This is a genomic window from Kangiella profundi (assembly GCF_002838765.1).
Lineage (GTDB): Bacteria > Pseudomonadota > Gammaproteobacteria > Enterobacterales > Kangiellaceae > Kangiella > Kangiella profundi.
In genome coordinates this window covers 964,917-980,300 of sequence record NZ_CP025120.1, presented here as the reverse complement: position 1 = coordinate 980,300, position 15,384 = coordinate 964,917, and the positions used below count along the sequence as shown (strand labels likewise).

At 43.2% G+C, this 15,384-nt stretch carries 16 protein-coding genes; 4 read left to right on the top strand and 12 right to left on the bottom strand.

Features of this window, described 5'->3' with window-relative positions:
* Positions 1-22: 22 nt before the first annotated feature.
* Positions 23-508, bottom strand: coding sequence for a TlpA family protein disulfide reductase (locus CW740_RS04695; RefSeq protein ID WP_106646453.1), 486 nt, complete (start codon positions 506-508; stop codon positions 23-25).
* 124 nt (positions 509-632) lie between these two features.
* Between CW740_RS04695 and CW740_RS04690 the strand changes: the two genes are divergently transcribed.
* On the top strand, positions 633-2,210 hold the full coding sequence (locus tag CW740_RS04690) for a hypothetical protein (RefSeq protein ID WP_106646452.1): 1,578 nt from the start codon (positions 633-635) through the stop codon (positions 2,208-2,210).
* Here the strand turns inward: CW740_RS04690 and CW740_RS04685 are convergent.
* Entirely contained in the window at positions 2,181-3,374 is a 1,194-nt protein-coding gene (locus tag CW740_RS04685) for a YihY family inner membrane protein (protein ID WP_106648029.1), read from the bottom strand. The genes CW740_RS04690 and CW740_RS04685 overlap by 30 nt on opposite strands.
* 50 nt (positions 3,375-3,424) lie before the next feature.
* Between CW740_RS04685 and arsC the strand changes: the two genes are divergently transcribed.
* The 3 genes from arsC to CW740_RS04670 are packed head-to-tail and all read left to right on the top strand — an operon-like array spanning position 3,425 to position 4,834.
* Positions 3,425-3,778 carry an arsenate reductase (glutaredoxin) gene (gene arsC / locus CW740_RS04680; RefSeq protein WP_106648025.1) on the top strand — a complete coding sequence of 118 codons (354 nt, stop codon included), beginning with the start codon at positions 3,425-3,427 and terminating at the stop codon, positions 3,776-3,778.
* Positions 3,779-3,800: 22 nt separating this feature from the next.
* Positions 3,801-4,400, top strand: a complete 600-nt coding sequence (gene wrbA / locus CW740_RS04675) for an NAD(P)H:quinone oxidoreductase (RefSeq protein ID WP_106646451.1) — start codon at positions 3,801-3,803, stop codon at positions 4,398-4,400.
* A 20-nt stretch (positions 4,401-4,420) separates the two neighbouring features.
* Positions 4,421-4,834 (top strand): DUF2069 domain-containing protein, encoded by a 414-nt coding sequence (locus tag CW740_RS04670; RefSeq protein ID WP_106646450.1) that lies wholly within the window; start codon positions 4,421-4,423, stop codon positions 4,832-4,834.
* Positions 4,835-4,869: 35 nt separating this feature from the next.
* Here CW740_RS04670 and aroC read toward each other — a convergent pair whose 3' ends face one another.
* From aroC to aroF, 10 genes are read right to left on the bottom strand one after another with little or no spacing between them, the layout of a single operon-like run.
* Positions 4,870-5,967, bottom strand: a complete 1,098-nt coding sequence (gene aroC / locus CW740_RS04665) for a chorismate synthase (protein ID WP_106646449.1) — start codon at positions 5,965-5,967, stop codon at positions 4,870-4,872.
* A 15-nt stretch (positions 5,968-5,982) separates the two neighbouring features.
* Complete coding sequence (aroA, locus tag CW740_RS04660; RefSeq protein ID WP_106646448.1) at positions 5,983-7,287, bottom strand: 3-phosphoshikimate 1-carboxyvinyltransferase; 1,305 nt, start codon at positions 7,285-7,287, stop codon at positions 5,983-5,985.
* Positions 7,288-7,326: 39 nt separating this feature from the next.
* Positions 7,327-7,575, bottom strand: a complete 249-nt coding sequence (locus tag CW740_RS04655; protein WP_188459751.1) for a hypothetical protein — start codon at positions 7,573-7,575, stop codon at positions 7,327-7,329.
* Positions 7,520-8,425 carry a tryptophan synthase subunit alpha gene (gene trpA / locus CW740_RS04650; protein ID WP_106646446.1) on the bottom strand — a complete coding sequence of 302 codons (906 nt, stop codon included), beginning with the start codon at positions 8,423-8,425 and terminating at the stop codon, positions 7,520-7,522. Before trpA ends, CW740_RS04655 begins: the two co-directional genes overlap by 56 nt.
* Positions 8,426-8,450: 25 nt before the next feature.
* Positions 8,451-9,662, bottom strand: a complete 1,212-nt coding sequence (gene trpB, locus CW740_RS04645) for a tryptophan synthase subunit beta (RefSeq protein ID WP_106646445.1) — start codon at positions 9,660-9,662, stop codon at positions 8,451-8,453.
* A complete protein-coding gene (trpCF, locus tag CW740_RS04640) occupies positions 9,659-11,119 on the bottom strand; it encodes a bifunctional indole-3-glycerol-phosphate synthase TrpC/phosphoribosylanthranilate isomerase TrpF (protein ID WP_106646444.1) in 1,461 nt (486 codons plus the stop codon). Before trpCF ends, trpB begins: the two co-directional genes overlap by 4 nt.
* Positions 11,112-12,116: an anthranilate phosphoribosyltransferase gene (trpD, locus tag CW740_RS04635; RefSeq protein ID WP_106648022.1), complete on the bottom strand. Its 1,005-nt coding sequence runs from the start codon at positions 12,114-12,116 to the stop codon at positions 11,112-11,114. The genes trpCF and trpD overlap by 8 nt, the downstream gene beginning before the upstream one ends.
* Positions 12,103-12,717, bottom strand: a complete 615-nt coding sequence (locus CW740_RS04630) for an anthranilate synthase component II (protein ID WP_106646443.1) — start codon at positions 12,715-12,717, stop codon at positions 12,103-12,105. Before CW740_RS04630 ends, trpD begins: the two co-directional genes overlap by 14 nt.
* Entirely contained in the window at positions 12,714-14,303 is a 1,590-nt protein-coding gene (locus tag CW740_RS04625; protein WP_106646442.1) for an anthranilate synthase component 1, read from the bottom strand. The genes CW740_RS04630 and CW740_RS04625 overlap by 4 nt, the downstream gene beginning before the upstream one ends.
* The gene (aroF, locus tag CW740_RS04620; protein ID WP_106646441.1) at positions 14,293-15,327 is read right to left on the bottom strand and encodes a 3-deoxy-7-phosphoheptulonate synthase; all 1,035 of its coding nucleotides are present in this window, start codon (positions 15,325-15,327) and stop codon (positions 14,293-14,295) included. Before aroF ends, CW740_RS04625 begins: the two co-directional genes overlap by 11 nt.
* Positions 15,328-15,384 lie beyond the last annotated feature (57 nt).

Below are 15,384 nucleotides of genomic sequence, written 5' to 3'. Positions count from 1 at the left end.
CCTGAGCATGCAATAGAAATGCTTAATTTGCAGTTTGTGCTGACTGAACTTTCTCAATAATCTCTACAATCTTATGACGATCAACCTTGCCCATTAAAGGCCCCATGATCTCACCTTTAGGCGTGACAATATAACTGGCTGGCAAACTTAGTGGGCGCTCCATTGGCAAGTAAGGCATAGGCTCCGTCGCTACAACAGGATACTGAATGTCGAGTTTCTCTATGAGCGCACTTAGCTCATCATTTGGTAGCTTATCAAAGCTCACCCCAAGAACCTTTATATTGTCGTTTTCTTGAGCGAGCAAGTTCAGCTCTGGAATTTCTTCCAGACATGGTGGACACCATTCAGCCCAGAAATTAACTACAAGCCAGTCACCACGGTAATCTGACAGGTTCTTCTGCTCACCGTTTAAAAGCGAAAACTCTTTACTGTTATCGCAAGCAGCAAGCGATAACGCAGCAAGGCCTATAAGAAGGATGCGCAAACACAAATGTCTCATAATAATCATTTAAAAATCATTAGGTTAGAATCAATGAAATTGAATAGAATGGTGGAAATACCATAAACTTTCGTGCATATTATACTGAGTGGACTGAACAAATAATAGAACTATAACCAGGTAGGCGCTATTAATGACTCAACTAAAGCTCACATATCCATCATTTCAGGCTGGCCAGGAGTTCATGCTGGATACAGCTCCTTCTGCCATAAGCGCCTGGCATGAACGTCTTGCGTTTTCCGATATAGATCGAGCTATTCATGAACTACTTAATGTGGCAAAAACGCTTAACCGATGCCAACAGAAAACCGCCCACCGAGAAGCCAACTTCCTTACTTTAAGTAAAGGTTATTTGCAAATCAGCAAACACCTGAGAGAACACAATGACCGAAGAACAATAAAAGTCACTCATAACCAGCTTAAGTCGCTGCACGCTTTAAGCACCGAGATGGCCTTTGCATTCAAACGACTCGTCGATGAGCTGTCCGCTCAAAAGTTTGCACTAAAGAAAAATCAAAGATTGGCCCAGGCTATTAATTATTCACAACATTATCTGGGTATCATGTTGATAGAGCACTATCAATTACATACCCCTGTTCCAGCCTATCTATGGCATGAGCTCCATATGCTGTACGAGTTTGCAGAAGAATCAAAGTTACACCGAACTAAAACCAGTTCATTGAATGATGCACTCGAGCCAATGGCAACTATTGAGGATACCTATATTCGAAGCTGCCTGATGGCCATCATTGACCCATATCATCTGGGCGATAACCTGCATTGGCATTTATTTAAATATTTTTATCATTGGGCAAATAAAGCCAAGTTGGATAAAAACCTTCAGCATTTTAGCGAAAGCCGCTGCTTTATAATCAATCTTAATGAAGGAAAAAAACCGCTATTTATTAGCAAAGAAACTGAGTATGAAGACTCTGGCCATCTTCGCCTGCTGCTAACTCACGAACTGCTTGAGGTTGTAGAACAACACTTGCTAAAACTCGAAGAAAGTCAGGAGTTGCCAAAACCAGGCTTTTATAAGGCGATTGATAATAAGCTCGCAATGAAATTATTACACCGTATTTTTACTTATTGCGACCAGCACCTGAAGCGCCAATCGACGCGCTACCCAATGATGGGGCATGTCAATGTAGTCTGGGGAGCAAATGCAATTCAGAAGACGCTCTCGGGATTAAACAAACTCACTATTAATGAACATCTTAGCTTTCAAATAAAAGAGCTGCTTGGTGATGACTATAAAACAGGAATAAACTGGCAAACCGTAAATTATAGCGAAGGTGGTATGTGTATTCGCCACAATAAGCAGCAAATTGCTCAGCTCGCAGTGGGAAGCATTGCATTAATCCGAATCGATAATAATCATGAAGAGCCTGATCGCTGGCAGCTAGCCATTAGTCGATGGCAAAATATTGATCACGCAAGAGGAGCAACCATTGGTGTTGAATATTTGCGGGGCAATCCAGAGCTGAACTACTACCTGACTAAAACCAAGGATGATGAAATTATTAAACATCCAATCATAACTTTGAAACAAGGCGAAAGCTTTCCTTCAATTATGATTGCACCCAAAAGTCTAATAGGCGGTCAGAAACTCTTGCAGCTTGAGATTTCTGGAAAACACTATCCTAGCTACGTCACACACATCATAGAGAGTAGCTCACAGCTAGCTATCTTTGGAATTCGTAGGGACTAACGAAATCTCCAATGCTTTATCCAATTCAAGGTTTGCTCGCTCGATTGGCTGACTAAAAATATCATCTTTATCATCTGACAGAACCTGGTTATTGTTCGGCAATCGCCAGTTTCCTCGACGATAAACTTCGTCAATGGTTAAGCTTCTGCCAGTAAGTTTTAGACAATACTGTTCACTTTCGAGTTTTGCTAGAAAGTTTAATCTCATTAGCTGCTCCAGATAGCCCCGAACGGTCTGCTCATGCAAATAACTGAACTTGCTCTTTAGCTGCTGTAACGACAATGAACTTTCCTTTTCCTGGGCCTGAGTAAAGAACTGTAATATTTTTAAGATAGAAATAAACTCGTGTTCATGTTTTTCACTATCCATCTCGAATCGATGCAACCCAAAACATATAATTACCCCTAGCAACAAAATGGACCAAGAAAGATAAACCCACAGAAAGAAAATAGGAATCGCAGTAATGGCACCATAAATCAATTCATAACTAGAAAACTTGGTAATAAAAATTGCGAATCCATACTTGGCTAGTTCAAACAAAATTGCGGTAATTGCAGCTGCTATCAGGGCTTTATAAAATTTTACCTGGGTAAAAGGTACTACTGCATATAAGGCCGAAAAGGCCAGCACGATCAAAATAAAAGGTAAGCCAAAAGTCAGGACTCCACTTAACTCTGAAACAATAGGCAAAGCTGCAAAATATGAAGATGCTGCCAGGCTAGCTGCAATCAGAATAGGAGCCATCGTTAGCATGGCCCAATAGGCTAGAATTTTATGGATTCCTTTGCGTTGTGTAGGCGTCTCCCACAGCGAATTGATAGATCGGTCAATAGAGCGCATCAACAATAGTGAAGTGACGATTAAAAAGCCAAAGCCAATCGCCGAAAGATTTTTTGATTTCGATACATACTCATTGAGATGTTCTTGAACGGCAAGGCCTGTTTCAGGTAGCAGGTTATCGAAAATAAGCGATTGGACCTGGGCATTCACACTTTCAAAAGCAGGAAACACTGCCATCAGACTGACAGCAACCGTCATCAACGGAACCAGAGCCAACATATTGCTCAATGTAAGCTCCGCCGCCATGGCACTAGCTTGCTTGCGATTAAACTGGATAAAAACAAATTTAATGAAGGCTTTTAACCACTTCCATCTTTTTTCCATGCTCATTTATGCCTAAAATAGCCCTACGTTTGAATAAATTACATCATATTATGAGTGAAATTAACATCTTACATAATCCACGCTGTTCCAAATCACGCCAAACCCTGGCTCTATTGCAAGAAAATGGTGTTGAGCCAAATGTTATCGAATATCTGAAGAACCCACCAAGCAAAACAAAGCTCAAGCAAATTGTAAAGTTACTGGGTGTCACTCCTCGAGATATTATCCGCACCAAAGAAGCAGAATATAAAGAAGCCGGTCTGGATAATCCAGAACTGACCAAAGAACAGGTTCTTGAGCTAATGGTTGCGAACCCAAAAGTTATTGAACGCCCTATCGTATTCTCAAATAATAAAGCTGCGGTCGGTCGTCCACCCGAAAACGTTTTGGCAGTTATCAAGTAAACTTAAAATAAAAGGCATCATTTTGCATAAAGTCCTTATTCTGTATTACTCACGTCATGGGCATACGCGTCAAATGGCGCGTTTGATTGCTCGCGGCGTTGAAACGGTCGATGGCTGTGAAGCTTTGCTGAGAACCGTTCCATCGGTAACAACAACCGAGCAAGCGGCTACTACAGGTGACTCAGCTGACGGAGGCGATCCAATAGTAACTCTTGAAGAGCTGGAAACTTGTCATGGACTTATTCTAGGCAGTCCGACTCGCTTTGGTCATATGGCTTCGCCCTTAAAATATTTCCTTGAAACCACATCTGCACTATGGATGTCTGGTGCTCTTGCAGGCAAACCAGCAGGAGTATTTACCTCAACTGGTACTCTTCATGGTGGCCAGGAAGCCACATTATTGAGCATGATGCTTCCATTGCTCCATCATGGCATGTTAATAACAGGCCTGCCTTATTCTGAAACTGAGCTAATACATACTGAAAGTGGCGGCACTCCTTATGGTGCATCCCATACTGCTGGCAGTGACAATAGCCAGCCAATTTCAGAGTCAGAAAAAAAACTGTGTATTGCACAAGGAAAGCGCATTGCACAACTCAGCAAAAAGCTGGCCGCCAGCTAAATCAAAAGAATCTATTCATTATGCAAAACGAACTTAACCCCTATTTACTCAGTGCTCTTCGCTATCGATTAATTGGACTGATTACCTACCTTGCGATTGTGGTTATGATGCCTTTCTTTATTGTAAAGAATCACGAAAGCCAATCCCTGGTATACTTTTCGCTTGTCATTTGGTGGGCGCCTTTACTGATAGCACTACCAGGTTTATTTAAAGGCAAAACTTACACTTATGGCTGGACCGGCTTTATTATTTTATTGCCCTTCTTCTATGCCTTCTTCTATATCATTGAACCAGAAAAATTTCAGTGGTCACTAATCATTACAATTCTTTGTGTCATTTATTTCTTCGCATCTGTTTTATACGTAAAAAAGAATGCTCTCGGACATGGCATAAAGACCAACAAAGATGCCAAAAAAGCAAAAGGGCTGGAATAATCCAGCCCATTTTTTACAATTAGATGTCGTAAATTTTAATCAATATTAAACAAATCTTTATAGGCTCTGTATCTTAAGAAGTGATCACAAAGAACAAGAGCCGCCATAGCTTCAACAATAGGGACTGCTCTAGGTAAAACACAGGGGTCATGCCGCCCTCTTCCATGGAAAATAGTTTCTTCTCCTTCAAGGTTAACGGTTTCCTGCTCCTTGATAATAGTTGGCGTAGGTTTAAATGCCACTCTGAACACTATTGGCATTCCATTGGAAATACCGCCTAAAACGCCACCTGAATTGTTACTTCTAGTTTTGACCTGACCTGCATCGTTAATAAAAACATCATTATGCTCAGAGCCACGTGATAATGTGCCAGCAAAACCAGAGCCAATTTCAAAAGCCTTAGAGGCATTGATTGCCATCATAACTTTCGCTAAATCTGCTTCCAGCTTATCGAAAACGGGTTCGCCCAAGCCGACCGGAATTGAGTTAATCCGACACTCAACAATACCGCCAAGAGAATCGCCTTTTTTACGGGCCTGCTCAATTTTAGCAATCATCTCTTCGGCTAATTGTAAGTCAGGGCAACGCACTGGGGTCTGTTCAATTAAGCTGGCATCCACATCCTCGGGGCCAAGAGTCATGGTTAGATCCTGAATGCTTTTTACGTAACCCACTATTTCCGTACCTAATGCCTGCTCCAATACTTTACGGGCAATAGCACCTGCAGCTACATGTCCGGCAGTAATCCTGGCAGAGCTTCGGCCGCCACCAGCCACATCACGGATACCGTATTTTTTTTGGTAGGTATAATCAGCATGGCTGGGCCTGAAAATGGACTGCAATTCTGAATAGTCTTTACTGCGCTGGTCCTTATTAGGAATAAGCAGGCTGATGGGTGTGCCCGTAGTTATTCCATCAACCACACCTGAAAGGATTTGAACGTGGTCGGCTTCATCTCGCCTCGTGGTAATTGAGCTTTGTCCGGGACGACGACGGTCAAGAAACGGCTGTATATCTTCTTCGGAAAGTTTAAGACCAGCAGGACAGCCTTCCACAACGGTGCCAATGGCTTTGCCGTGAGACTCGCCCCAATTAGTCACTCTGAATAATGTACCGAAACTGTCACCAGCCATAAAACGTCCTAATCATTAATTGCTTATTAAGTTTGGTTCGATAACCATACCAATCTGTTCAAGATACTGCCAGTAATCCGGGAATGACTTAGCCACAGCCTCTGAATGTTCTATCACTAGACCGGGTAACTTGATACCCATTAGAGCCAGACTCATGGCGAGTCTGTGATCATGGCAACTGGAAGCTCTACCAGCATTGAGCTCATTAGTGCCACGAATGGTGATGCTAGACTCATCGTATTCACAATCAGCTCCCAACTTTCTCAACTGCTCGCAGAGATCAACGATTCGGTTCGACTCTTTAAATGCCAGATGGCCAATATTGGTAATTCGGGTTTCTCCTTCAGCAAAACAAGCAAGTGCTGCTAAAGTTGGTACCACATCCGGCATATTACCCATATCAACTTCGACGCCTTGAAGCGGTTTATCGTACTCAACCGTCAGATCGTCATGTTTGAGATAAACTTTGGCACCCATCTTTTCCAGTACCTGTGGAAATTTAGATTCTCCTTGCGGCGAATCAAAGTGGTAATGCTTTATGGTACAGGAAGTTTCTGCTAACAGAGCAGCCCCCATAAAATAGCTGCTACTAACCACATCGCCAGCAACTTGTATTTCCTGAGCAGCCAGTGATTGCTGCCCAGGAATAAAAAATTCTCGACAATTAATCCTTTTTATCTCCCCACCAAAAAGCTCAATCGCTCGTAAGGTTAACTCAACATAACTTTCAGAGACCAAATCCGAGTTTAAATGAATCAAGGTATCTTTTTCTGCTCTGAGACACGCAATCAATAAACCACTGAGAAACTGGCTACTGCGTGAAGCGTCGAGTTCACACGAACCTCCTGCAATCGGACCGGATAATTTTATCGGTAAATAACCATTATCGCTGGTTACATTGACGCCGAGACTCTCCAGACTTTCCACACTCTCTTTCATTGGCCTTGAGCGCATCTGAGCACTGCCTGTAATAGTAATTGAGTATCCGGAAGGAGAATAAAACAAACCGGTCAACGCAGTTATAAAACGCGCCAAAGTCCCGCTGTCATGACAATCAATAATCAAGTCATTAGATAACTCAAAGTTTTCAATGCTCTTGATATTGACACTGCTTTCATCAATCCACTGGACCTCTGCGCCTAACGTAGAAATAGCCTGTAAAGCAGCTTTAATGTCGTCATTAGCAGGGACATTGGTAAGCTGAGTTGTTCCATGGCTAATAGCAGCAAGAACAATATAGCGGTTAGCGAGATATTTACTGCCGGGTAGCGTTACTTCAAAAGGCTTTACATTACTCGACGTTACGATTCTATCAGTCAAAAGCTTTTCCAAATATAAACAAGGCCTGATGTTTCAGGTTCAATCTGCGGGTTGCAGCTCATCGAGTAATTCAGATAGCAAGTCAACATCACGATCACTCAAGCCATCAGCTTCGACTGCATCTTCTACAAACAGCGCAAATTCTGCAAACCACTCATCATCAGACAAATCATCGACTGATATCAAATCCACCATTGGGATCAGATACCCTACTAAAAACAGTTTTTCTTCTTCAACTTGCTGCTCCATTTCCAGCAGCTGCTGCTTGATTGTTTCTGCTATCGACATAGTGTGAGCCTTTTTCAATTGTGTGCGCCATTTTTAGTTGATGGCGTGCATTATGTGCCGCGTCAGACATAGTTCTAGCGTATTCGGCCACTAAATCTAACATTTTATCCGGCGTATTATAATGCTCATTGATCAAGTTAACTATGGCTGACCCAGTAATTATTCCGTCCACTCCGGCCTTTGCAGCCTGTAGCACATGTTCTGGCTTTGAGATACCGAACCCTTGGACGAGAGGTGGTGCCTGTAATTGCTTAAGCTGTTTAATCAAGTCGGTGCCAGTTTCCTGCTGACTATTTTCAGTACCAGTGATACCTTTTCGACTCAACACATAGGTATATCCCTGGCTGTTACTAGCAATTAATTCCAAACTCGAAGAACTGGCATCCGGTGGAGCAATATACACAGTGTCAATGGCACAATTACTGGCAGAACCAGAAAATAACTCTCTTTCTTCCACGGGACAGTCGGCAATAAGCACCGAATCCACACCAGAACGTGCTGCCTTATCATAAAATTGCTCAATACCAGGTGCAAATACTAGGTTGGCATAAGTTAATATACCTATTGGTAAGTTAGGGTATTTGGCGCGAACCTTAGCAATCAAATTAAATCCATCATCAACACTAAAGCCATTTTCCAATGGTCGAAGGCTGGCGGCCTGAATGACAGGACCATCGGCGACTGGGTCAGAGAATGCAAAACCCAGCTCTAAAGCATCAGCACCATTGTTAACCAGCGTATCGATGAGCTTTAACGAAAGTTCCTCAGAAGGATCGCCAAGCAGTAAAAATGGTATATAGGCAAGCTGGTTTCTTTCTTTTAAGCCGTTAAATAATTTCTTATATCTCATTTTAAATTCTCATTACTTGTCAACGCTAATTTGATGGATTTAGTATGTTCATGACATGAGCAAGGTCTTTATCACCACGACCAGACAGGTTCACTAAAATATTAAGCGGTTCTGTTGATTCTGCTGCCAGTTTCTTGGCATAAGCTAAGGCATGAGATGACTCTAATGCAGGAATAATCCCTTCACTTTTTGAAAGCTCCTGAAAAGCCTCGAGAGCTTCCTCATCAGTCACCGATACATACTCTGCTCTACCCGATGTCATTAAATGAACATGTTCAGGTCCAACTGCTGGGTAGTCTAACCCGGCAGAAACTGAGTGTGACTCCTGTACCTGCCCTTCTTTATCCTGCATGACATAGGTTCTGGCACCATGCAAAATACCTTCTTGTCCTTTCAATAAAGTTGCCCCATGGGCATTGGTATCAAGCCCCTTACCGGCAGGCTCTACTCCAATTAACCGCACCTGCTCATCCTTAATAAAATCGGCAAAGATACCAATTGCATTTGAACCACCACCGACACAGGCAATCACAGCATCTGGTAATCGACCGATTAACTGCTTCATCTGCTGTTTCGCTTCTTCACCAATAATTTTCTGGAAGGTACGAACCATCTTTGGAAATGGTGCCGGTCCAGCAACGGTTCCTAACAGATAATGAGTGGTTTCATAGCTCGAAGCCCAGTCACGCAGCGCTTCATTAATCGCATCTTTTAAGCTGGCACTACCGTTGTCGACAGGAATAACCTCGGCCCCCATCAGTTGCATTCGAAACACATTTGGGGCCTGTCGATCACAGTCTTTTTTACCCATATAAATAGTCGCCCTAAGGCCTAAGAGTGCACAAGCCAAAGCCGTTGCTACTCCATGCTGACCAGCACCGGTCTCAGCGATAATTCGATGCTTACCCATTTTTTTTGCCAATAAAGCCTGGGCAAGAACCTGATTGGTTTTATGGGCGCCACCATGCAATAAATCTTCACGCTTAAGAAATATTCGCGACTGATTAATACGTGCATAAGAGGTGCATTCAGTGACAGGTGTTGGCCGACCGGCATACTCTTTAAGTAAACGCTTTAACTCAGTTTGAAAGTCGTTATCCAACAACGATGCTTCAAATGCATTATGGAGTTGCTGTAACGCAGGCATCAGTAATTGAGGTACAAATTGCCCTCCAAACTGACCAATATAAGCACCTTCAAATTCAAAATTAGTTGGCGTATTAACTTTTTGATTCATGAAGAAACTCCTGTTGCTACAACTTCAGTAGACCGCTTGTCTAAATGAGTTGCGATTGAATTGAAAGACTTGCGACCCGACTGTGGCCTGGCCAAAACAAAGAAATCAGTCAGTAAGTCATGGCTTTTAATGCCAGGGCTCGACTCCACCGAACTGGAAAGATCGAGCTTAGTAATTCCCATTCCTTTAAGATGTTGAATGTTCGCCGAACTGACACCACCGGCGATACGTATATTATTCGTCAATAACTCTGACTCAATGCCCTGAAGTAATGACCAGTCAAAAGTTACGCCAGTTCCTCCACGTTGAATTTTCTCACCATCGCCACTTATAGAATCTAATAAGATTTCATCATAGTGCTCAAGCAGGTGTTCTAACTCACTTACCAATTCATCCTTCGAAACTTCAGAGCTAACATGAAAAACCTTAGAAATCTTAAGCGCGGGAAGTTGCTGTCTAATAGTCTCTGCGAACTCTAATGTTTCATCGCCATGCAACTGAATAGCGTCAAGTTGGTATTGCAACGCTTTGGATACCACCTCATCAGTTTCCTGATTTTGAAATACACCGACCAATGGCTTTTGGGATGTTTGAATGGTGTCGCTTACGCGCCGTTTAGAAGATGGTGCGAAAATGATGCCTATCGAGCTGGCTGGTAGTGTTTCGAGTTTTGTAGCGTCAGATTGTTGGGTAACTCCACAAACCTTAATATCACCATAAACGAGTTGCCTTGCAGCGCACTCAAGATCAGCTTCCTTCATCAGGCTAGACCCTACCAGGCAGCCGTCAGAAAACTGGGAAAGTTCAAGTACGTCGCTATGAGTAGAAATGCCCGACTCAGTAATAATTAAACGATCACCAGGCACCTTATCGACAAGCTGTTTGGTATGCTCAAAGCTGGTGGATAAATCTTTCAGGTTACGATTATTAATGCCAATAATTTTGGCACCTAATTGAATGGCTCTTTCAAGCTCAGCTTCAGTATGAATCTCTGTCAGCACGTCCATATTTAATGAACTGGCCTGTTCATAACATGCTTGATAATCACGGTCATTCAGAACAGAGAGCATCAGTAAAACGGCATCAGCACCAAAGTGGCGCGCCTGTCGAATCTGTTTTGGTGTAAGAATAAAATCTTTGCATAGTATGGGCTTGTCCGTTAATAGACGAGCTTTCGCCAAGTTTGCAAAACTACCTCGGAAAAAACGCTCCTCAGTCAACACAGAAATTGCATCAGCATATTGGTCATATACTGGAACAATTTGCTCAATGTCGAAACTTTCTCTAATCAGTCCTTTTGAAGGAGACGCTTTTTTGCACTCCATGATAAACCCATAATGCGGCTGATTTAGGGCGTCATAGAAGCTACGCTGACTTGGTGCAAGCTCATTAAAATCCGGCGTGTTTCCAATCACCTCACGCTTGTGCTGCAAAATAGTTTCAAGAACGTTAAGCATAGGAGGCCTCCTTGATTAGCTGTAACTGCTCGTATGCCTTGCCGCTTCTCAAGAGTTCCTTTGCAGTGTGGGTCGCCGTTGTATAATCATGGGCAAGTCCGTTCAAAACCAACAAAGTACCACAATTGACTGCGACCATATCAAGATGGGCTTCTGGGCCATTTCCTTGTAGTAAATTGATTGCGGATTGAACGTTATCGTCAATGCTATCGGCTTGAATGCTGGCAATACTGTGCCGACTAATGCCAAAATCTTCTGGAGTTAAATGTAACTCTTCAATATTGCCATCATCCAAACTAACCGCATATGTTGAGTCATGAACTGCCACTTCATCCAACCCAGAACCGTGAACCACCAACGCTTTTTTTGCTCCCAGTATTTTCAATATCTCAGCAAACGGACGACAATATTGCTTATCGTATACACCGAGTAACTGAACTTCGGGTAGTGCAGGGTTAGCTAGCGGCCCAATCAAATTAAAAATAGTGCGGGTTTTTAGCGACTGTCTGACAGGCATGACATGCTTCACTCCTGGGTGGTAATCCGGCGCGAAAAGAAATGAAAAATTCGTGTCATCTAGCAGCTTCTTACTTTTAGGTGGATTTAGATGAATATTGACACCTAAGCGCTCCATGAGATCGGCAGAACCACATTTCGACGAGACTGATCGATTACCATGCTTGACCATTTTGACGCCAGCCGTGGCAGCCAGAATACTGACAATGGTTGAAACGTTGATGGTGTTTAAACCATCCCCACCCGTTCCACAGCAATCACTGACCAGATAGTCACGTTGTGGAAATGCAACAGCTTCCTGTCGTAGTGCATAGGCAGCTCCCGCAATTTCTTCTACTGTCTCACCTTTGGTCTTTAGTGCCGCCAACATGGCTGCCACAACGGGAGCTTCAACCTGCCCCTTTAAAACAGCTTGGAATGACTCTGTAGCTTGAGCGTAATTGAGACTGTCACCCTGATAGATTGATTCAAGCAACTGCATCATGGCTAGCTCCTTTTGAAGTAGAGGAAAAGTCAGCAACAATCGTTTTGAAGTTTTCGAGTAACTTGTGGCCTACAACACTCATAATGCTTTCGGGATGAAATTGCAGACCATAGATTGGATGCTTGATGTGTTGCACAGCCATGACTTCATCATCGGCGGTTGCCGTAACTAAAAGTTCATCGGGGACTTTGGTCGCAACCAATGAATGATATCGCGCAACAACGATACTGGTAGTAGCTCCATTGAATAGGGCTGACGCTTCTTTCAGTTTAAGATTAGAAACCTTGCCATGAACCACTTGCTGAGCTTTTTCGACAACACCGCCAAAGCTTTCTACGATTGCCTGATGACCTAGGCAGACTCCCAAAATAGGTTTGATAGCCTTAAAGTCATTTAGCAACTGTGGACAACATCCAGCATCAGCAGGTTTGCCTGGGCCAGGTGATAATACGACACAGTCTGAATCGTGAGCTTTTTCTGAGACAAAATCGTAATCAGCATCGTTACGAACAACCGTCACCTCGAAGCCTAATTGTTGCAACTCATAGTCAAGGTTATAGATAAACGAATCAAAATTATCGATGAGTAACGCCTTCATGCTGCAGCCTCCTCATCTTCACGCTGTGCAACTAAGCAGGCATTGAGTACCGCCATGGCTTTATGCCGAGTTTCATTGGCTTCAAGTTCTGGAACAGAGTCATAGACAATTCCAGCGCCAGCAGATACGTAAGCCTTGCCATCAATGACTTCTGCAGAACGGATAATAATGGCGCTATCGAACTCTTGATTAGCGTTATAAATACAAACCGCCCCTCCATAAAAGCCTCGAGGCTTTTTCTCTATGTGACGAATTAATTCAACGGCTTTAATTTTAGGAGCACCAGTCAAAGTTCCCATATTGGCGCAGGCTCTATAAGCATGCATGGGATGGATGTCATCACGCAGCTCTCCAATGACTTCTGAAACCATATGCATGACATTGGAATACTTAACAATTCTTTTCAACTGTGTGACCTGGCGACTGCCAACCTTGATAACCTTTGCTAAATCATTACGAGCCAGGTCAACCAACATCATATGTTCAGCACTCTCTTTCTCATCGCTAACTAATTCAAACTCTGTTTTTGCATCCTGCTCAAAATTAATTGAAGAGTCTGAATTGAATGCACGCTTTCTGGTTCCTGCAATGGGGTAAAGTGAAACTTTATTGCTATCAAAAACCTTTAATGCGCTCTCTGGACTGGATCCAAATAGCTGACTTTTGCCATTATTAATGTAGTACATATAAGGGCCTGGATTACTTTGACGTAACACCTGATAGGCCTTGAATGCATCAGGGCAATCGGCAACGAATGTTCTTGATAAAACTACCTGAAAGGCATCACCTTCAATAATGTGCTGTTTTACTTTGCCAACATTATCGGCAAATACATCATCGCTAACATCTGGTGCAAAGTCTGAGTCACGTAAACTTATTGAGCGCGGATTGTTTGAACTTGCGGTTAAAGACGGGGAAACTTGCGAAGAGTGTAACCTTTTCTCAATCGCATCAATTGCCGTACCTAGGCGGATTGTGTTGTGAGCATTGTCAGCAAATCCTTTGACGATAATTTTAGCGGTCTGTGAATCATCTTCCTGTATAACCAACTGATCCGCTAAATAGAATCTGAAGTCAGGAGAGTCCTTCTCTATATCAGGCAAAGATTCATACTGGTCAATCAGATCAAAGCTCATTGCTCCAATTAAGCAGGAACTGGCATCATCTGTTTTTTGATGACTCTTTATCTGCTCAACAATGTAGAAGAGAACATCAGCAATGGTCTGCTGAACCAGACGCTGACTTTCACTGATCAGTTCATCACTAGTCTGCTTAATTGAATAAGTCACTCTGCTATCGGCAACATCTTTATTAAAGCCTTGAATATTGTGGCTATCGTTACTTAATTCCTTGATGAAGCTTGCTCCGTTGTCGTTCAGACTAGAAATAGTAACGGTGCCATTAACACCTTCGATAATGGCTGCGGCTGATACCATACTAATACTTCTTTTGCTTTTCTGAGTACCCGGCTCTGCCGTTTCTAATAAAACCGTATGTGCTTTCTGCCCATTATGTGTCAGAAGACCGTAAACCTCACTGGGGAGCAAAGACAATGGTAGCTTTTTAGTTAAGGTACTAACTTGCACGAGCCACCTCCGCCAGAGTACGGCCACTTGCTGCAACGAAAGGTGCAAGTTGCTGCATCAATGTATGGAAATCTTGTGGAGATAGCGCTTGAGCCGCATCAGACACAGATTCTTTTGGGCTTCTATGGCACTCAACAATAACCCCATCTGCACCGCAGGCAACAGCCGCTTTTGCCATAGGGGAAACAAGAGTACGAACACCGGTGCCATGTGATGGGTCAACGATTACAGGTAGATGACTACGTTCTTTGATAAAGGCGACAGCATTAAGGTCAAGTGTGTTTCGTGTAGCGGTTTCGAATGTCCGGATACCACGTTCGCAAATCATGACATTCGGGTTACCACTGGCAACAATATACTCTGCGGCCAGTAATAACTCCTCGATTGTTGCCGACAAGCCACGCTTTAGCAAAACCGGTTTCTGCGTCTCTCCCACCGCTTTAAGTAATGTGTAGTTCTGCATATTTCGCGCACCGATTTGAATAGCAGAGATATAGCGAGCAACATCATCCAGGTCATTCACATCCATCAGCTCCGTGATGGTATCGAGCCCAACTTCCTTGCCAACCTGTGACATGATTTTTAAGCCTTCAACACCTAAGCCTTGAAACGAGTATGGACTGGTTCGAGGCTTAAATGCGCCACCACGTAAAACTGTAGCGCCGGCATTCTTGACATAACGAGCCGTTTCCAGAAGCTGCTCTTCACTTTCAATGGCACAAGGCCCGGCCATTATTGCAAATTGCTCAGAACCAACCGGAGTGTTGCCTACCTGCACTACAGTATCCTGGGCATAAATTTCACGGCTAACCAGCTTGTACTTGCTCAGTACCGGCTTTACTAAATCTACTTGGGGCAAATTCTCAAGGTGTAGTGATTCCAGCACTCGCTCATCTCCAAGAGCACCAATAACGGTTCGCTCAACCCCTGGCATATGCAAAGGTTTCAAACCTGCAGTATCGATCTTCTGAAGTATCTCCTGTGCATCTTGCTCGGAAGCATCTGGTCGAAGAATAATAATCATAATGTGTTCCTCATAAGTAATTTAAGTCGTAATAATCTTTTACTTCACCCCGTTACT